A 17,940-nucleotide genomic window follows, 5' to 3' on the forward strand; every position below is an offset into this window, starting at 1 on the left:
AACATTCCACTCTCTATTCTCTATTCTCTATTCTCTATTCTCTATTCTCTATTCTCTACTACCCTGTTCAGCGCTCATCAAATAAATCTTCATTTCGCACAGATAAAAAAATCCAGCCCGAAGACTGGATTTAGAATCATTCATGAGAATTTGACCTACGATTAACCAAGCAAACTTAACGCTGAGTTTGGCGCTTGTTTCGCTTGAGCCAATACCGAACTTGATGCTTGACTAAGGATCTGTGATTTAGTCAATGCTGTCGTCTCTTTCGCAAAATCAGTATCTGCAATACGGCTCTTCGATGCATTCACATTTTCATTGATGTTATCAAGGTTACTGATCGCATGGTCGAAGCGGTTTTGGAAAGCACCCAACTCAGCACGATGGCTATCAACAAACTTCAATGCCGCATCGACAACTGCGACCGATTGCTGCGCGCCACCAACACTTGTCACATCGATCGTATCAACCGTTTGAGCTTTGGCTTCACCAATTTGTAGATCACTGGCTAGCGAGCCTGCAAATGACGCTGTGCCACTGACTTTATTGTTATCAGTAAAGAGTTGTAGTTGACCATCTTCGTTCACTGATGCTTTGACCATATCAGTTTGGCCATTAATGTAGGTTGCCACTTCTTCGATATCATCACCTTCTTTAGCGACGATATTAATTAGCTTCTCTTCGCCGCTGTAACGGTCTGTCACGGTGATGTCTAATGCAGCGCTGTCAGCTTGTACTGTCCAGTCAGCGCCTTTCTCTGTCGCGGCTACGTAGCTATTGCCACCCATCATGGTGTTATCACTGCGCATGTTCTGTAGCGACAGCATCACCGCTTCACCATTATCCGCACCAATCTGCATTGATTTGGTCGAGAAGGTACCATTAAGGAGCTTGTTGCCACCAAATGAGGTTGTTTCGGCAATTCGGTTCAACTCATCATTCAATGCCGTTACTTCTTCTTGAATCGCCACACGTTCTGAATCTGAATTTGAGCCGTTAGCAGACTGCAAAGAAAGATCACGCATACGCTGTAGAATGTTGGTGCTTTCATTCATCGCACCTTCTGCAGTTTGCGCAATTGAGATACCATCGTTCGCATTACGAACCGCAACGTCTAAACCACGACTTTGCACATTCAAACGGTTCGAAATCTGCATACCAGCGGCATCATCTTTGGCGCTGTTGATTCTTGAGCCTGAAGATAAACGCTCCATCGACTCTTGTTGAGCACTGGTTGCACTGTTTAAGTAACGCTGCGCTGTCATCGCTGATACGTTTGTATTTACATTCACCGCCATGGTGCCTCTCCTATTGATTTCCGCCGAGCGGATATTCCGTGCGGTTTCCGACGTCTCGGCAAACCAAGTAGTTCTCTCAAAGTAACCTTATTAGCGACGGGGAATTGGTTAACTTTAGAGCAATAGGAGAATTTGTTTTAAAAATAGGCATTTATTGACAAATAATTGAGCTGGCTCTAAAAAATCAGGGTGATTATTCATCAAATAATAAGCCGAAGTGGCGATGTTTTATAAGAAAAAAGACGACGATGGATAGGTGCGAGCAGGTGCTAACAGTAGATAAATATCAGGATAGAGAATAAGAAGAAAAAGAAAAGCCCCATCCTTTGAGAGAACCGGGGCTAGTGTGGTAGCCAATATGGAGATCGAGAGAAATGATCATTTATGGCCGCCGTGCATGAATATCATCACTCAGGGGTAGTTGTGAGAGAGAACCCCATCGTGAATCTGGTTCATGCTTGCCGTAAATCCCCTACTGTCCTACGTCTAGGTAATGCCAATAGGGAGACTTACTATTACTGCAATAGCGTGATTGCAGAGTTAGGCAATTGTTTTGCTTGAGCAAGGATTGAGGTCCCTGCTTGTTGCAGAATTTGTGCTTTGGTCATTGCCGTCGTTTCTTTCGCAAAATCAGTATCACGAATACGGCTATTTGACGCTGCTACGTTTTCTTGGATGTTAGCCAAGTTATTAATACTGTGGCTTAAGCGGTTTTGTTTTGCACCGAGATCTGCACGTTGTGAATCAACGTATTGCAGTGCTGAATCGACGATACCAACAGCATTTTGCGCGCCACCAACGGTTGTCACATCAATGCTTTGAACCGTCGCGGCTGTACCAGGACCACCCGCTAGACCTAGTTCACCGGCTAGTCCGCCACCAAACTCAACATTGCCTTCTAGATGACGATTTGGAACGAAAATCTGTAGCTGACCATTTTCATCAACAGAAGCGTTTAGCTTTTGTGATTGACCATTAAGGTAAGTCGCAAGCTCTTCAATATCATCGCCAGCGCGAGTATTGATGGCTAAGTCGACCAATTCACCCTCTTTGGTGGTGAATTTAATCGTTAGGTCGGCTTTATCTGCAGGGATACCCCACTCGCTGTCTTTGCCAATAGTACCTGCAAACGTTTGACCCCCCATACGTGCTTCATCAGCGCGAATACTGGTCAAGCCCATGATCATTGCTTCACCAGAGCTTGCGCCAATTTGGAATGCCGCTTCACCAAACTGGCCATTCAACAATTTACGACCACCAAACGACGTTGTCTCTGCTATACGGTTCAATTCATCTTGCAGAGCGACCACTTCTTCATTGATCGCTTCGCGTTCAGCAGATGAGTTAGTGCCGTTTGCCGATTGCAGTGATAAGTCACGAATACGTTGCAAAATACTGGTGGATTCATCCATCGCACCTTCTGCGGTTTGCGCAATCGAGATACCATCATTCGCATTACGCATCGCTACGTCGAGGCCGCGAGATTGCGCAGTCAATCTGTTTGAAATCTGTAGACCGGCCGCGTCATCTTTAGCACTGTTGATTTTTTTACCTGATGATAGGCGTTCCATCGAGGTATTCAGATCATCAGTCGATTTTGTAAGGTAACGCTGAGCGGTCATCGCCGAGACGTTAGTATTTACGTTAATGGTCATAATTTGCACTCCTAGTGAGTTCGCAATGTCTTGCGAAGCGGCCAGCTTAATCTCATTTGGAAGTACTGACCGTAAATTATTTGTTCAGTAAGGGATTGCCTTACCTAAAAACCGTTTAGTGAAACTTTGAAATAGTTAATTCAATTAATATGCCAACTTTTTAAATTACAATGAAAATAAAAATTACCATTTAAATACAATAACTTATGGTAACACTTTATTTTCTAACCATTTCTAATTGCCGTTTTTTTCATCCGCGGTGATTACTTTGCCGCCTATTTGCCACCTATTTGCCACGGCGTTTTTTCGCTCGTGTAACACTCGGTGGAACTATATTTTGCTCTTATGGCATCGCACATAAGGCTTAGATATAGTTAAACAAAGTTAAATCTTTTGCTTTACCAAACGCTTGTTGAGACGCCTGAAGCGCTCGAGTATTTTCGTTAAATTCGATGACAGCAGCGGCATAATCTAAGTCTTCAAAGTTGCTCTTAGATTTTGCTAACGTCATGCGAAAGTCTTCATGTTGCTCTTCTTGAATGTCGAGGGTGCTTAATCGCGCCCCTAAATCCGAACGAGCTTTATTCAAATGAATAAACGCCGCATGAAATTCCTGAGTCACTTGGTGTAACTCTGCGGTGTTTGAAGCGTCCGACACCTCGCCCTCAGAAAAGTCGCGAGCGTTTTTAAACGTTTCAAACATTGAAAACGTTTTTTTCGGTTCAAGCTCAATCTTGTCACCTTTGGTGATTTGACCTTTTACTTGAATAGATAAATCTTGGTATTGAATTGCCTGCGTTGGGTCAAACTCATCGGCTTTTACCACGCTACCATTTTGCTCTAGCTGGTAACCGAACTTGCCATTTGGCATATCAACGAAGGTCACTTTGTAAGTCGCAGTATCAGCATCATTACGATTTATCGCTCGCTCAAGCAGCAACTCCGAACCTTCCGTCAATTGATAGTTAGGATCGTAATCACCGAAAGGGTTATCGATCTGCATAAACAGCTTGTTACCTGGATCATTGACTGGCATTTCTTGGCTGTTCGAAATACGCATCTTGCGCTGGTAGTCATCACCGGCATACGTCACATTCCCGGCATTATCGCGGAAAAAAGCTTGTACTTTAGGCTTGGTACCCGAGAAAACGTAGTTACCCGACTCATCTTGGGTATTACCCAAAGTGAGAAGGTTATCAAACAGCTCTTCAATTTCGCGTTGCTTAGCGATGCGATCTTCTGGCGCTAACGCACCATTGATCATTTCCATCACTGTGCGCTTGCCTTCATCAATATATTGTTCAGCATTCGACACAATCACTTCTTGGTGTTCAAGACGACTGCGGGTTAAGACAATCGAGTTAACGAATTGCTTTAACTCTTCCGATTGCTGGCCAATGTTTTGGATATAGTGTGTCGCCAGTGGATCATCACTTGGCTGAATTAGTTTTTTACCCGAAGCTAATTGCGCTTGATTATGGTGCACTAATCCTTCTTGGCGGCGCATGTCATTTTGCACGGATTGGTAGTTATGAAAGCTGGAAATTCTAGTTAACATTTATCACTCCTACCTAAGTGCCAAAATGGTATCAAACGTTTCATTCGCCGCTTGCATCACTCGTGAAGAGGCCATATAAGCTTGCTGAAACTTCATCATATTGGCAGCTTCTTCATCAAGGTTAACCCCAGAAACCGTGGCAACACGTGCTTGTGCGGACTCTTTCTCAACGCGTGAGATGTCGGTCAGTTTTGAAGCTGTTGATAGTTTTAAGCCCATATTGGTGTTCAGATCGTGATAAATATCGATCACGGTTGATTCACCATTATTCAAATGTTTATCAGTCTGCAAGTGCAACATTTTACGTAAATTGCCGTTGCCGCCTTCTGAAGGGACAAGGTTTGCCGTAAATTTATCATTCGGCAACGCACCATCGGTTAAGGTAAATTTGGTGCCAAGCACCTCAACGGCACCTTTCGGCGGGTATTCTTGAGGTTGCAAGAGCACAGTGCCCTCTTTGTCAGTAACGGCAAATTGCTTGCCGTCTGGCGAGACGATCACTTCAAATTCTTTTAAATCACCAGTCTTTTCGATCTCAAATTTTGCGCGGCCTTGAGCAAAGGTGGTCGATGCCTCGTAGCTTTGCGCTGCGATCTTTGAGACATCTTCAATCGCGAGTTTAATCTCTCCTGCCCCCGAACGCGTTGGGCGAATCAACACCCGCTCGCCACTGGCAAGTTCTTGGTTGATTTGAATACGCAACCCATCAACATGGATCGAATTACCATCCATTTTGACTTGTTCACGCTGTCCATCAGGGCGAGTAATAAAATGGTCACTGCCATCATATTGCAATGAATACTCACCGGTTTTTAATGGCGTAATATTTTCAATGTGTACTTCAAGATCGGCTTTAGAATTTGACGAAGTGACAACACGAGACTTCACTGCGATAGCGGAGTTCACATCAGTGAACATCTCAACGCCAATTTGACCTTTCAAATCCAAACCTTGCGTTTGTAAATGATTGACTGCATTAGAAAAACCAACTGCAAGCTTACCAATTTCATCCAGTAGAAACGGGACTTTATTGTCACGCATATCCAACATTGCACCGATTTTGCCATCAATGTCTTTACTGGAGATTGGTTTGATGCCTTTGCCTTCAATCATCGCCAAACGTTGTTGCTGGGCATCAGGAAAGCCATCGACAAGCGCTAGTGTACTTGCTTCTGTACCAGAAACGAGCATGTGTCCATTACCGATATGAACGTTAAAACCTTCACGATTCGCACGCGGGGTCACGGTCACTTTGGTATATTCAGACAACTCACCAATCAGTTTTTCATGTCGATCCATTAGATCGTTGTGCGGCCCTGGGTTGCGCATCATCAAACGGTTGATATCACGAATTTCCAAACCAAGCTGATTAACACGCTCAACCCCGAGCTCCAATTTTTTATTCGCAGTATCTTGCTGACGGTGAATGTCGCGATCTAAATCATTCAGGTTCTGCGCAATAAACCAAGCTTTCTCTAGCACAACTTTACGTGAACCGACATCGTTTGGGCTGTCAGCGAGAGATTTAACCGCATCAAACCAGCCGTTCATATTCTCTGGTATTTTTTGCGAAGCGACTGATGAGAGTAAACCTGACAGAATTTGCAGATCTTCTTCGTTGTCATAGCGGGAGGCGTAGTTGGTGGTCGAGATATTCAACTCATTAACGGCAAACTGATCAAATGAGCGGCGAACATTTTCCACATGCACACCCATACCGTAAGTTTGGCCCCCAAACTGACGTGGATCATTGGTTCCTTGCAGCACAGACTGACGGCTATAGCCCTCTGTGTTGACATTGGAAATGTTATGCCCTGTGGTGTTGAGTTGTCTCTGAGCGGTGAGTACGCTTTGTGTACCTAAACCCAGTAGATCCGACGCCATATTGCCCCCGAAAACCTTATAAAATCAGCGTTAGCTGAGTAACTGATAAGATAAAAGCAATTAATGTGCCAATGAGAGAGGTGAGAAGAAAGAATGGAGAATCGAGAGGCGAAGAAAAAAGAACAACGAGAAATAAAGAAGAAAAGAGAGACGAGAAACGAGAAACGAATAAAAGATCATAGAATGCCGCAACAATGGGTAAACGCCCTCTATTCTAAAAAAAGTCACCCGAAGGTGACTGTTTTACATTTGATCGATTTTATCTTTAACCCTTAATACCTTCTCTGCGTATTGAGGATCCGTTGCGTAACCCGCTTGATGGATGCCGCGGATAAACTGTTCAGAATTGCCACCATGACGAAGTGCGGTGGTGTAACGCGGGTTTTCATTAAGGAAACGTACATAGTCATTAAAGCTTTGCTCATAATCAGAGTAAGAGCGGAATGCCGCTTTCTCTTGAACAGGCACACCCTGATGGTATTCGAGCGTTTGAGTCGCCACTTTCGCGCCATCCCAACTTCTATCCGCTTTAATGTTAAACAGGTTATTGCTGCTACCACGAGTGTTGGCAACCATTTTTTGCCCCCATCCCGTTTCTAATGCCGCTTGTGCTAATAGTAGCGACGAATCCACTCCCAACGCACGTGCGGCTTTTTCAGCGTAAGGCTTCATCGAAGCCACGAATGATTCTGGCGAGTCAAAGTTTGCCGCTTTGGCTACCACTTTGCTTGCCGGTTCGGCAGGTTGTGGCTCTCCATCACGTAATGATTGTGACTGGCGCGCACGTTCCACTTTTTCCATAATGTCGGCAAAGTCATCATGATTAGAGGCACTGTTGTTTTCGATCGAACCAGTACTCAATTGCGCAACAATCATATCCGCCAGGCCTAGCGAGCCTGATGAGCTTAGTTCGCTCGCCATCTGCTCATCTTGCATTTGACGATAAAACTGCTGGTTTTGGCTGTCTAACAAACCCGATTCAAAAGTCGCATTCGCATCACGCATCGATTTAAATAGCATGCTCGTAAAGATCGACTCAAACTGTTTTGCTGCTGCCGTCAGCGCTTCTTTCTCACTCGCTTCATCACCCTTTACCGCTTGTTGACGTAGTTTATCTAGCCCAGCGATATCATGAATAAAGCCAATATCATTACCGTTATTAATCATAGTTAATCCCTTAAATGATGATCAATTGGCCTTCAATTGCTCCCGCTTGTTTCAGCGCTTGCAAGATAGCCATTAAATCTGAAGGCGCAGCACCAACTTCATTCACTGCTCTCACCAAATCATCTAACGTTAAGCCCGGCTCAAATTTAAACATTTTGCCCTGCTCTTCGCTCACTTCGATATCAGAATCTGGTACGACAACGGTGTCACCACCGCCAAATGGATTCGGCTGGCTGGCATTGAGGTTTTCTTTTATTGCCACTGTCATGCCGCCATGGGTAACCGCCGCCGCTTTCAAACGTACATGCTTGCCAACCACGATGGTACCGGTGCGTGAGTTTACGATGATTTTGGCTGAACCTTCTGCTGGATCGAATTCTAGATTTTCAACAGCGGAAAGAAACGCCACTCGTTGACTCGTATCACGCGGAGCGCGCACTTTTACTGAGGTTGCATCAACGGCTTGCGCCATTTGTGGACCAAGGAAGTTATTCACTGCATCTGCCAAGCGCTGCGCAGTGGTAAAATCGGATTCGAGGAGGTTAAAAGTGATGTAATCGCCGCGGCTAAATGGACTTGGAATTTCACGTTCAACCATTGCACCGTTAGAGATCATACCGGCGGTTGGATTGTTACCAACAATTTTTGAACCATCAGCGCCAGAAGCGCTAAAGCCACTCACCACCAAGTTACCTTGGGCGACTGCGTACACTTGACCATCCAAACCTTTTAGCATGGTTTGCATCAGCGTGCCGCCACGCAGACTTTTCGCAGAACCAATTGAAGAGACCGTTACATCAATACTTTGTCCTTGCTTTGAAAAAGCAGGCAATTCAGCGGTAACTAATACCGCCGCGACGTTCTTCGTTTTTGGTTTTGTGCCAGGTGGCAATTGAATGCCGAAATTTTGCAGCATCGCATTGAAACTTTGATCGGTAAACGGCGTTGATTCCCCCGTTCCCGGTAGACCGGTCACCAAACCATAACCCACCAATTGGTTACTACGCACACCTGCAACCTGCGCGACGTCTTTAATACGTGCAGCTTGAGCTGATGTAGCCATCAGTAGCATTGAGGTGATAAGGAGGATAACTTTGTTCATTGCGATACCTGTAACTTAAGGCGGTGTCAAAACACCGCCTTCAAATCGAATTACAGGGATACATTGAAGAATCGTGCCAAGAATCCAGGTTCTTGCATATCTTGTTGAGTACCCGTACCAGAATAGCGGATGCGGGCGTTAGAAACGCGGGTTGAAGCAATCGTGTTGTCGTAGCTAATATCATCAGGACGAATCGTGCCACTAAGGCGGATATATTCATCTCCAGTGTTAAGCGTGAGCCATTTTTCACCACGAATCACAAGGTTACCGTTCGCTAGCACTTCAACAACTTCAACGGTGATCGAACCTGAAATGCTGTTGCTTTGGTTGGCAGCCGCACTGCCGGTAAATTTATTGTCGTTTTTCAGATTATACGAAAAGTTATAATCACCAACGTTAAGTTGCTGACCACCCACTTCCAATGGGTCCATATTTGCCGCATTGTTTTTTGACAGATCTGCATCGGCACTTTTTGCCGCTTTGGTACTCTCGTCCATCGTTACAGTGATAATGTCACCAATCCCACGAGGTTTAGAGTCGTTGTAGAGGCTAACACTGCCTGCTTTACTGCCGGTATTAAATAGTGAGCCAGTTTCTGCTGCATAGTGCTCTGGTTCATGTTTTGGGTGAATTGGCGCCCAAGCGGGATCACCGGCAACTGGATCATTGCGGCCACGCAGCGTATCGATAATACCTGAACTGTCGTCACCCGATTTATCGCCCTCAACAGCGTCAACCGTGGTGGTACCTTGCACGACATCGGGCGTTTCTACCGGTGGCTCTAACATGGTACAGCCCGACATCAACGCGATAGCAATCAGGGTTAAGATGCGATTCATACTCGTGACCTCTTAATGCTTTGGAATATTCTACTTACTGTGAATCAGTAGCGCGTTATAGCTGCTGATTCACGAAGCTCATCATCTTATCGACTGCTGAGATCACTTTTGAGTTCATCTCGTAGACACGCTGTGCTTCAATCATGTTGACCAATTCTTCCGTCACATTCACGTTTGACGTTTCCAGCATCGATTGACGCACCTTACCAAAGCCATCAAAGCCTGGAACCCCTTCTTGTGGGTCACCGCTGGCACCGGTTGGTAAGTAAAGGTTTTGTCCCACCGGCTCTAGGCCACCTGGGTTTATAAAATCCACCGTGGTAATTTGGCCAATAACTTGGTTATCTTGTTGCCCACGCAGACGAACGGAAACTTCACCATCGGTACCGACGGTAATACCAATCGCATCTTCTGGAATGGCAATTTCAGGTTCCAGTGCGTAGCCGGCACCCGAGGTCACGACCACACCTTCATCGTTCACAGTGAATTGACCATTGCGGCTATAACCAATATTGCCATCAGGCATTAGGACTTGGAAAAAGCCATCGCCTTCAATCATCATGTCTAAGCTGTTGGTGGTGGTTTGCGCGTTACCGTTGGTGTGGACCTTTTGGGTTGCCACAACCTTTGAACCTGCCCCAAGCATTAAACCACTCGGCAGTTCAGTGTTCTGTGAAGACTGCCCGCCCGCTTGGTTGATATTTTGATAAAACAGATCCTCAAATACCGCACGGCTTTTTTTATAACCGATGGTCGAGGCGTTCGCCAAGTTGTTTGAAATTGTTGAAATATTGGTTTGCTGAGCGTCTAAGCCAGTCTTACTTACCCATAGTGCCGGATGCATAGTAATCTCCTAAAAATTATTAGCTCGAACGAAGTAGCGTGTCAGAGGCTTTATCCATCTCTTCCGCTGTGCTCATCATTTTGACCTGCATTTCAAATTGACGTTGTAGGTCAATTAATGCCGTCATTTCACCCACCGCGTTGACGTTACTTCCTTCGATGGCACCTTTTAACAGTTTTACACCCGCATCGGCCTCGTATGCCGTATTAGGATTTTTAGCTCGGAATAAACCGTTTACATCTTTGAATAGTGATTGATTATCAATGCGAACCAATTTAACGCGATCGACAACTTCCATCGCATCCGCTGGCGCACCTTGAGGTAATACAGAGATCGTACCATCGTTACCGATTTCAACCTTGCTCACAGGAACTGGCAATGTGATCGGCGCTCCGCCTTCACCCAGAACCAAGTTACCGTTGCCGCTGATCAGTAGGCCATTGGTGTCAATTTGCAGATTACCGTTACGAGTTAAACCCTCTTTACCGGTTTTATCCATCACAGAAATCCAGCCATCACCTTGTACGGTGACATCGAGATCACGTCCTGTGGTAATAACACTGCCTTGTTGAAAGTTATGGCCCGGACGTTCTGTCATGCTAAATACACGCGTCGGCAACCCATCGCCATACGCTTGCATTGAACGCGCTTGCGCTAAATCCGCACGAAAACCAGTGGTGCCTACGTTGGCTAAGTTGTTCGCTCTGAGCTGCAATGCCTGCATATTTTGCTTGGCACCGCTCATGGCGAGAAACAGAGAACGATCCATAACTTGCTCCAAAAATCACTATTCAGAGCTAAATAAGCAATTGTTATGCCATAAAATATTTATGTTATTAATCAATCAGATGAGTGTGGCTGGTAAAATTTTTGACGCAAGCAAGAAAGGAAAAGAAGATTGAGGTGGCAACAATGGCAACCAGGCGTTGCCGCCAAGTTGCCATCCAGATAGAGTACGCTTGATTCTGCTTAAGAGAATTAACGAATTTGCAGGATGTTTTGTTGCAGCTGATTATGTACCTCTAGAGAACGCGAGTTCGCTTGGAAGTTACGCTGCGCGGAAATCAAATCGACCAATTCTTGCGTCATATCGATGTTCGCTTGTTCAAGTGCACCATTGTTGATGGTACCAAATGAACCTTTATTCGATTCACCCCAGATTTTATCACCTGAGTATTGCGTTGAATCCCACTGCGTGCCGCCTTTCTTATCAAGACCTTGTTCATTCGCAACGCGAACCAGTGCCACACGACCCAAAGTGATGTTTTCACCATTTGAGTAAGTGCCTAATACACTGCCATTTTCATCAAAGTCAATCTTAGTTAGAAAGCCCGTTGTTGCGCCATCTTCATCAAATTTAGTCAATTCAAATGGAGCAGCAAACTGAGTGGCTGAATCTAAGCCAAACGATAGCGTTTGACTACCATCTGCACCGTTCATATCAACTGGATTCGCGCCAGCACCAATCGGATCACTAACAATGTTTTGGCCGTTGTTCAGGCTCGCTAAAGTACCATCGTTATTGAACTTCATTGTGTGGCCAACATGACCTGTTGGTGTGGTTGCATCACCGCCAGTAATGTTGATTGGCTTTTCGCCCGCTTTATCCGTCACGGTATAGTAAGTCTGCCATGTATTAGGCTGAGTTTGATCTTTCAAGTAGTACGTCGTCATCTTGTAAGATTGGCCCATCGAGTCATAAATGGTCGAAGACGTTGAACGGTTATACGTTTCTGGATCTGAGTAATCAAACAAAGCAGGATCTTTTAGGTCACCATTAGCAGGTAAGTTCACACCTACTTGAATGTTGGCCGTTTGCTTTGGTTTACCAAACTCCGCAGGAATGTTAATTGGTCTTGGCTCGTAAGAGAGTACATCACCAGTATCTTGATTCACTTCATAACCCAATAGGTACTCTTCATTTGAAGTGACCATGTAGTTATCTTTGTTCAAGTGGAAAGCACCGTTACGAGTCAGCTCATTTTGCTGAGGGATCAAACGCTCTTTAGCCACCGAAAAGAAACCCGTACCAGACACGCGTAAATCCAATGGGTTGTTGGTGTAAACACTTGAACCTTCGTGGAATTGCTGTGCAACCTTATTTGCTTGTACACCTTGGCCTGCAGAGGTCTTAGAGTTAGTAAATAATGAGTTTGAATAAACATCGCCAAATTCAGCACGTGATTCTTTAAAACCGAACGTGTTGGCGTTGGCAATGTTATTACTGGTGGTGTTCAGATCGAGCTGAGCGGCTGATAACCCGCTTAATGATACATATGACATTCCAAATTCTCCTATCTAGCTCGCGTTGTTACGCTTTGCCTACTTCAAGTACTTCAGCAAGTCGAACTGGTGACTCAAAGCCAGCCAGATTAAGCAGTACGTTGCCATCACCTTTACCCAGAAGAACGCTGTTGACGTTTGCGTATGTCGATACTTCAAACTCTTTGCTTTCTCCCTCTAACAAGCCCGATGCTTTCACATTGTACTTGCCAGCCGGCAATGGATTACCGTTTTCATCTTTTCCGTCCCACACAACGCGGTTATCGCCGGCCGGTTTCGCCCCCACTTCGAACGTGCGCACCAATTGGCCCATCTCGTTCTCAACGCGGACAAACATGTTGTCTACGCTTTGTGGCAGTTTCACCATTGCCGCCATTGATTTACCGTCTTGCTTTAAGCCTGCAGCACCTGGAACCAATACATCTCGGCCAACCAGAGTCGACGCCTGCAAAGCTTGGTTTGATGTCATTGACGCGTTCAATGTATCGAACTGATTGTTCATCTTGCCAATGCCATCAACGGTGGCAAATGAAGCCATTTGCGCAATCATCTGGTCGTTACCAACCGGCTTAAAAGGATCCTGTTGAGCAAGTTGCTTGGTGAGCAACGATAAGAAATCTTCTTGTTTAAGATCTTGCTTACCTGTTGTTCCTTCAGGCTTTTTTTGCTCTTGAAGCGCTTTAAGCTGGTCTACATAGGACAAGCCGCTTTGACCAACGTTATTAATACCGGCCATACGTTACCTCCTTATCCCTATTGACCCATCTGCAGCGTACGCAGCAGCATTTGTTTACTAGCATCTGCAACTTGAACATTGGTTTGATATGAACGAGAAGCAGAAATCATGTTGGCCATTTCCTCCATGACGTTGACATTAGGTTTGTAGATATAACCTTCGTCATTGGCAAGAGGATGATCTGGGTTGTACTCCGCATTCAGCGGTTTATCGCTTTCAACAATACCTAACACTTTCACTGGCACGTTATGGTCACGACCATATTGTGCTTTACTTAACTCCGCACCAAATACCGCATGACGCGCTTTATAGGTATCTTTTGCCGAGCTTGAGATACTGTCTGCGTTCGCCAAGTTGCTTGAGGTAGTATTTAGACGAACGGATTCAGCACTCATGGCAGAACCAGTCACATTGAATACGTTAAATAAGCTCATCTAATTATTCCCCTTTGATTGCTTTGGTTAAGTTCTTGAATTTGCTTCCTAAGAAGTCGAGTGATGCTTGGTGTCTGATTTGATTTTGCATAAACAAGTTACGCTCTAAATCCACATCCACCGTATTGCCATCACCGGTGTCAGGTTGTGTTGGCAGCCGATACTGCACTTCCCCTGTCACTCTGGTAGAGGCAGGAATATGCCGACCATCAGTGCGGCTAAGACCAATGCTTGCCTCTGATGTTGCCGCCTGCAACGCCTTATTAAAGTCCATTCCTTTTGCTTTGTAACCTGGCGTATTAGATTGTGCAATGTTGCTGGAAATCACTTCCGCATTGCGCTCGCGTACACCGACTGTGTGTTGATGAACGCCTAAAGCCTTGTCAAAAGAAATAGCCATGTTTGCCTCTACATTCAGAACTGACCGTTATTACTAGTAGATAAAGCAATATACGTACCAACTTTCAAAATTGTCACTCCATCACTTTATCTCAATTTTTAATCAGCAATAACTACGCCAACTTTTTGGTCGTCATTAATTGATTGGTTGCTAACTTGGAATGTCATCTTGAGTATAGCGGTACTTTATCGCCATAAAAAAACCCAGCAACTGCTGGGCTCTTTAATACAAACGTGACTGAAGTACGCTTATTTAAGTTTGTAAATAATACCAGGGTTGCAACGCACCATTTCAAAACGGTCAGTCAGGCCAGTTAACGACTCTGACGCCCCAAGTAGCAAGTAACCGCCCGGGTTAAGGCTATTGGCCATTTGATTAAGCACTTTTGACTTCATGTCTGGTGAGAAGTAGATCAGCACGTTACGGCAAAAAATAATATCGAATTTACCGAGCAATGCGTAGCTATCCATCAGATTTTGTGGGCGGAAGTTAACCAGACGTTTGGCGTTGTCTTTGATTTTCATACGACCATCACCCACATCTTCAAAGAAGGTGCGGCGACGCTCTGGCGATAAACCTCGACCTAATGCCAAGTTGTCATACACGCCAGCACGACACATATCCAACATATTGGATGAGATGTCAGTGGCGGTAATCGATACATTTGGCAGCATACCCGGCTTACGCACTTGCGTTTCCAAAATGGTCATTGCCATTGAGTACGGCTCTTGGCCTGATGAACTTGCCGCCGACCAGATTTTGATCGGGCGCTTATTCGCCGCTACTTCCGGTAAAATTTTATCGGCAAGTACGGTGAATGGGTAGCTATCACGGAACCATAACGTTTCGTTGGTCGTCATCGCATCCACGGCGGCAATGCGCAGCTCACGATTACGTCCAGTAATTACATCGCGTAATAAATCAGAAAGCGACGCCAACTTAAACTTAGCTACTAACGGACTCAAACGGCTTCGAACGAGGTATTGCTTACTTTCTCCAAGCACAATACCGCATTGGGATTCTAAAAAACGGCTGAAGTCACGATACTCTTGATCGCTTATTGTTATCGCTGTCATTCACTTCTCTTTAATTTGTAAGTGCAGTCTTCACTGCATTACCAAGCTCATCTGGATTAAATTTGGCGATAAAGGCATTTGCACCAACTCGCTCAACCATCGCTTGGTTAAATACCCCACTCAATGAAGAGTGCAGTATGACATATAAATCTTTTAATTCTGCATGACGTCGAATTTCTGCGGTCAATGTATAACCATCCATCTCAGGCATTTCAATATCAGAAATCACCAACGATATTTGATCATAGATGCTGCCTTGTGATGCCATTTCTAACAGTTTTTCGTACGCTTCTTTGCCATCTTTGACTGACACAACTTCAAAACCAATTGAAGTAATGGCACGCTCAACTTGTTTACGAGCAACGGTCGAGTCATCTGCAATTAAGATACGGCGTACAACTTGTCTTTCCGCCTGCGCTTGGGCGATTTCTTGGCCAATATTGGCATCCATGGTTTCATCCACAGGCGCGATCTCTGCCAGAATTTTTTCAACATCAAGAATTTCAACCAGTTCATTATCGATGTTCGTCACCGCAGTTAAATAATGCGCTTTACCTGAGCCTTGTGGCGGCGGCAAAATCGCTTCCCAGTGCATATTGATAATGCGCTCAACCGAGGTCACCAAGAATGCTTGAATAGTGCGGTTAAACTCGGCAATTACGACAAATGCTTTATCCACGTCCGTCGTTGGGCGACCACCAATGGCTAAACTTAAATCAATCACAGACACGGTATGACCACGAATATGCGCCACCCCCTTAACGAGCGGGTGAAGATTAGGCATGATGGTAAGCTTAGGACATTGGAGAACTTCTTTAACCTTAAATACGTTGATACCATAACGCTGACGACCCATTAGGCGAAACGTAAGTAGTTCTAATCGGTTTTGACCGACGAGTTGTGTACGCTGATTCACAGAATCAAGAATACCCGTCATAAGCTCATCTCCATCTCTCAAACTTTCATGTATAAAAAGTGGTAATCTAGAACAGGCTATGAAAACCAGAGAAAACGAATGATATATTTAACATCATCCCTTTCAACTATTTCCACACCCTCAATTCATGTTTTTTTAAATCGAATTATTACGCTTATCGGCGTGCTGTCGCTATTCTTTAGCTTTTCGTCGCACTCTGCAACGCCTGAGCAAATAACGCACATTCAAACGATCGCTGAACAATACATTATTGAGAATATAGAACAACCCGCAGGTGGCACTTTAGAAGCCAAAGCGGCGAATATTGATAGCCGAATCTTTGCCAGCGATTGCCCTACGGAACTCATTGCATCCTCACGTTCAACGAACTCAAATGCCAGTAATATTACCGTACTCGTTGAGTGTCCGGAGGATAATTGGAAAACCTATGTCTCTGTTCGACTGATACGCACAGGTCCGCAAGCGACACTGACGACATCACTCAATAAAGGCGAAATTATCTCGGCCCATGATGTCACCATCAACATGGTAGACTTGCAGCGGTTAAGGCGGCAAGGTTTTTCCACAATAAATGCTGTAATTGGTGCAAAAGTGAAGAAAAACTTACGCTCGGGTGAAATTATTGAACAAAATGATATTTGTGTTGTTTGTCGCAACGATATTGTCACCATAAAAGCCGTAAAATCTGGTATGACCATTACAACAAAAGGGGTCGCTTTATCAGATGGATCGCACGGTGAGCAGATAAGAGTGAAAAATAGTAAATCCAATCGTATAATTGATGCAAGAGTAAGCGATATTTCTGAAGTTACCGTGATATTTTAGGGACAATTAATCATGGTCAGCCTAGATCAAAAAAGGATCATGAAATATTCCTAAAGGTCTGCACATTTCTGCCGATATGTTCAGTACAGGATTTTCTACACGTAAAAAGGCTTTCTAAATGGCAGGTATAGACAATATACGCTCTGGGCAAACACTGACGACATCAACACGCAGTGCCCCCCGCAGTAGCGATACGACTTCTTCATCAACCTCGACGTCAGCAGCAAAAACGTCTTCTACACCGCAGGATGCCGTGTCGTTGAGTTCTGCCGGCAAAGCGGTGGGTGAAATGCACAATCAGATGGTCAGCCAACCTAGCTTCGATCAAGCGAAAGTGGCGGCAATCAAAGAAGCCATTGCTAACGGCTCTTACTCTGTTGATCCGGAAAAGTTAGCGGACAATATGATCAAGTTCGAAAAAGAACTTGGTATGTAATTAGAGAATATTTATGGCTGCGTTGCAGAGCTTAGTTGAATTTCAGCTGAAAAACGCCGATGAACTTTCGGAACTATTGAAGAAAGAGCAAGGCGCGATTGCTCAACGCATCTCCAAAGATATTGAAGCGCTCGCTAGACAAAAAAACACACTGATCATCCAGTTACAGCAAACGGATGAACGAATCGGTCGCCATCCAGACGTAGAAAGCCTGAAGACCGAACCTGAGTTGAGTCAGCTCGTCGATCAAATTCGTCAGCTGATCGCAGAATGTCAGCAAGTGAATGCTATTAACGGAGAAGCCTTGCAACGTGCTCAATTGAGTTTCCATAAGCTCAATAACTTAATGAAACAAAGCCAAGGCAAGATGGGCATGACCTATACCGCCGAAGGGCACACTCGTAATATTTCCACTTTAGGCACCAATCTAAAAGCTTAACCCCATAGTGAGTGTATTAACGGCAAT

General features: G+C 44.9%; 18 protein-coding genes. 3 read left to right on the forward strand and 15 right to left on the reverse strand.

The window, feature by feature from the left end:
• Window positions 1-161 precede the first annotated feature (161 nt).
• The 15 genes from RH88_RS00105 to RH88_RS00180 form a co-directional block, all read right to left on the reverse strand.
• On the reverse strand, window positions 162-1,298 hold the full coding sequence (locus tag RH88_RS00105) for a flagellin (protein WP_005592567.1): 1,137 nt from the start codon (window positions 1,296-1,298) through the stop codon (window positions 162-164).
• Window positions 1,299-1,813: 515 nt separating this feature from the next.
• A complete protein-coding gene (locus tag RH88_RS00110; RefSeq protein ID WP_005592570.1) occupies window positions 1,814-2,953 on the reverse strand; it encodes a flagellin in 1,140 nt (379 codons plus the stop codon).
• A gap of 364 nt (window positions 2,954-3,317) precedes the next feature.
• Window positions 3,318-4,511: a flagellar hook-associated protein FlgL gene (gene flgL / locus RH88_RS00115; RefSeq protein WP_005592573.1), complete on the reverse strand. Its 1,194-nt coding sequence runs from the start codon at window positions 4,509-4,511 to the stop codon at window positions 3,318-3,320.
• A 9-nt stretch (window positions 4,512-4,520) separates the two neighbouring features.
• Window positions 4,521-6,395, reverse strand: a complete 1,875-nt coding sequence (gene flgK, locus RH88_RS00120) for a flagellar hook-associated protein FlgK (protein ID WP_005592574.1) — start codon at window positions 6,393-6,395, stop codon at window positions 4,521-4,523.
• A 243-nt stretch (window positions 6,396-6,638) separates the two neighbouring features.
• Complete coding sequence (gene flgJ, locus RH88_RS00130; RefSeq protein ID WP_005592578.1) at window positions 6,639-7,562, reverse strand: flagellar assembly peptidoglycan hydrolase FlgJ; 924 nt, start codon at window positions 7,560-7,562, stop codon at window positions 6,639-6,641.
• A 10-nt stretch (window positions 7,563-7,572) separates the two neighbouring features.
• Window positions 7,573-8,664, reverse strand: coding sequence for a flagellar basal body P-ring protein FlgI (locus RH88_RS00135; RefSeq protein WP_005592579.1), 1,092 nt, complete (start codon window positions 8,662-8,664; stop codon window positions 7,573-7,575).
• A gap of 50 nt (window positions 8,665-8,714) precedes the next feature.
• Entirely contained in the window at window positions 8,715-9,503 is a 789-nt protein-coding gene (gene flgH, locus RH88_RS00140; protein ID WP_005592581.1) for a flagellar basal body L-ring protein FlgH, read from the reverse strand.
• A gap of 55 nt (window positions 9,504-9,558) precedes the next feature.
• Window positions 9,559-10,347, reverse strand: a complete 789-nt coding sequence (gene flgG / locus RH88_RS00145; RefSeq protein WP_005592583.1) for a flagellar basal-body rod protein FlgG — start codon at window positions 10,345-10,347, stop codon at window positions 9,559-9,561.
• Between the two features lie 19 nt (window positions 10,348-10,366).
• Window positions 10,367-11,116: a flagellar basal-body rod protein FlgF gene (flgF, locus tag RH88_RS00150; protein ID WP_005592585.1), complete on the reverse strand. Its 750-nt coding sequence runs from the start codon at window positions 11,114-11,116 to the stop codon at window positions 10,367-10,369.
• Between the two features lie 209 nt (window positions 11,117-11,325).
• Window positions 11,326-12,630 (reverse strand): flagellar hook protein FlgE, encoded by a 1,305-nt coding sequence (flgE, locus tag RH88_RS00155; protein ID WP_005592587.1) that lies wholly within the window; start codon window positions 12,628-12,630, stop codon window positions 11,326-11,328.
• 28 nt (window positions 12,631-12,658) lie between these two features.
• Window positions 12,659-13,366: a flagellar hook assembly protein FlgD gene (gene flgD / locus RH88_RS00160; protein WP_005592588.1), complete on the reverse strand. Its 708-nt coding sequence runs from the start codon at window positions 13,364-13,366 to the stop codon at window positions 12,659-12,661.
• 17 nt (window positions 13,367-13,383) lie between these two features.
• The gene (gene flgC / locus RH88_RS00165) at window positions 13,384-13,800 is read right to left on the reverse strand and encodes a flagellar basal body rod protein FlgC (RefSeq protein ID WP_005592590.1); all 417 of its coding nucleotides are present in this window, start codon (window positions 13,798-13,800) and stop codon (window positions 13,384-13,386) included.
• A gap of 4 nt (window positions 13,801-13,804) precedes the next feature.
• Entirely contained in the window at window positions 13,805-14,200 is a 396-nt protein-coding gene (flgB, locus tag RH88_RS00170; RefSeq protein WP_005592593.1) for a flagellar basal body rod protein FlgB, read from the reverse strand.
• Window positions 14,201-14,448: 248 nt separating this feature from the next.
• Window positions 14,449-15,276 carry a protein-glutamate O-methyltransferase gene (locus tag RH88_RS00175; RefSeq protein WP_005592594.1) on the reverse strand — a complete coding sequence of 276 codons (828 nt, stop codon included), beginning with the start codon at window positions 15,274-15,276 and terminating at the stop codon, window positions 14,449-14,451.
• Between the two features lie 10 nt (window positions 15,277-15,286).
• Entirely contained in the window at window positions 15,287-16,213 is a 927-nt protein-coding gene (locus tag RH88_RS00180; RefSeq protein ID WP_005592595.1) for a chemotaxis protein CheV, read from the reverse strand.
• A gap of 78 nt (window positions 16,214-16,291) precedes the next feature.
• Here RH88_RS00180 and flgA point away from each other — a divergent pair, with 78 nt between their 5' ends.
• From flgA to RH88_RS00195, 3 genes are all read left to right on the forward strand, one after another.
• The gene (gene flgA / locus RH88_RS00185) at window positions 16,292-17,038 is read left to right on the forward strand and encodes a flagellar basal body P-ring formation chaperone FlgA (RefSeq protein ID WP_040757762.1); all 747 of its coding nucleotides are present in this window, start codon (window positions 16,292-16,294) and stop codon (window positions 17,036-17,038) included.
• Window positions 17,039-17,156: 118 nt separating this feature from the next.
• Complete coding sequence (flgM, locus tag RH88_RS00190; protein WP_005592597.1) at window positions 17,157-17,474, forward strand: flagellar biosynthesis anti-sigma factor FlgM; 318 nt, start codon at window positions 17,157-17,159, stop codon at window positions 17,472-17,474.
• 13 nt (window positions 17,475-17,487) lie between these two features.
• Complete coding sequence (locus RH88_RS00195; protein WP_005592598.1) at window positions 17,488-17,913, forward strand: flagella synthesis protein FlgN; 426 nt, start codon at window positions 17,488-17,490, stop codon at window positions 17,911-17,913.
• Window positions 17,914-17,940: the final 27 nt, after the last annotated feature.

It is taken from the genome of Vibrio scophthalmi LMG 19158 (assembly GCF_000222585.1).
Classification (GTDB): Bacteria; Pseudomonadota; Gammaproteobacteria; order Enterobacterales; family Vibrionaceae; genus Vibrio; species Vibrio scophthalmi.

What these genes read in the sequence shown, in the direction of transcription:
- flgK (WP_005592574.1), bottom strand. Translation starts at nt 6,395, where the DNA reads ATGGCGTCGGATCTACTGGGTTTAGGTACACAAAGCGTACTCACCGCT.
- flgD (WP_005592588.1), bottom strand. Translation starts at nt 13,366, where the DNA reads ATGGCCGGTATTAATAACGTTGGTCAAAGCGGCTTGTCCTATGTAGAC.
- flgH (WP_005592581.1), bottom strand. Translation starts at nt 9,503, where the DNA reads ATGAATCGCATCTTAACCCTGATTGCTATCGCGTTGATGTCGGGCTGT.
- flgL (WP_005592573.1), bottom strand. Translation starts at nt 4,511, where the DNA reads ATGTTAACTAGAATTTCCAGCTTTCATAACTACCAATCCGTGCAAAAT.
- flgG (WP_005592583.1), bottom strand. Translation starts at nt 10,347, where the DNA reads ATGCATCCGGCACTATGGGTAAGTAAGACTGGCTTAGACGCTCAGCAA.
- flgJ (WP_005592578.1), bottom strand. Translation starts at nt 7,562, where the DNA reads ATGATTAATAACGGTAATGATATTGGCTTTATTCATGATATCGCTGGG.
- RH88_RS00175 (WP_005592594.1), bottom strand. Translation starts at nt 15,276, where the DNA reads ATGACAGCGATAACAATAAGCGATCAAGAGTATCGTGACTTCAGCCGT.
- RH88_RS00195 (WP_005592598.1), top strand. Translation starts at nt 17,488, where the DNA reads ATGGCTGCGTTGCAGAGCTTAGTTGAATTTCAGCTGAAAAACGCCGAT.
- flgC (WP_005592590.1), bottom strand. Translation starts at nt 13,800, where the DNA reads ATGAGCTTATTTAACGTATTCAATGTGACTGGTTCTGCCATGAGTGCT.
- RH88_RS00105 (WP_005592567.1), bottom strand. Translation starts at nt 1,298, where the DNA reads ATGGCGGTGAATGTAAATACAAACGTATCAGCGATGACAGCGCAGCGT.
- flgM (WP_005592597.1), top strand. Translation starts at nt 17,157, where the DNA reads ATGGCAGGTATAGACAATATACGCTCTGGGCAAACACTGACGACATCA.
- flgA (WP_040757762.1), top strand. Translation starts at nt 16,292, where the DNA reads ATGATATATTTAACATCATCCCTTTCAACTATTTCCACACCCTCAATT.
- RH88_RS00180 (WP_005592595.1), bottom strand. Translation starts at nt 16,213, where the DNA reads ATGACGGGTATTCTTGATTCTGTGAATCAGCGTACACAACTCGTCGGT.
- flgF (WP_005592585.1), bottom strand. Translation starts at nt 11,116, where the DNA reads ATGGATCGTTCTCTGTTTCTCGCCATGAGCGGTGCCAAGCAAAATATG.
- flgB (WP_005592593.1), bottom strand. Translation starts at nt 14,200, where the DNA reads ATGGCTATTTCTTTTGACAAGGCTTTAGGCGTTCATCAACACACAGTC.
- RH88_RS00135 (WP_005592579.1), bottom strand. Translation starts at nt 8,664, where the DNA reads ATGAACAAAGTTATCCTCCTTATCACCTCAATGCTACTGATGGCTACA.
- flgE (WP_005592587.1), bottom strand. Translation starts at nt 12,630, where the DNA reads ATGTCATATGTATCATTAAGCGGGTTATCAGCCGCTCAGCTCGATCTG.
- RH88_RS00110 (WP_005592570.1), bottom strand. Translation starts at nt 2,953, where the DNA reads ATGACCATTAACGTAAATACTAACGTCTCGGCGATGACCGCTCAGCGT.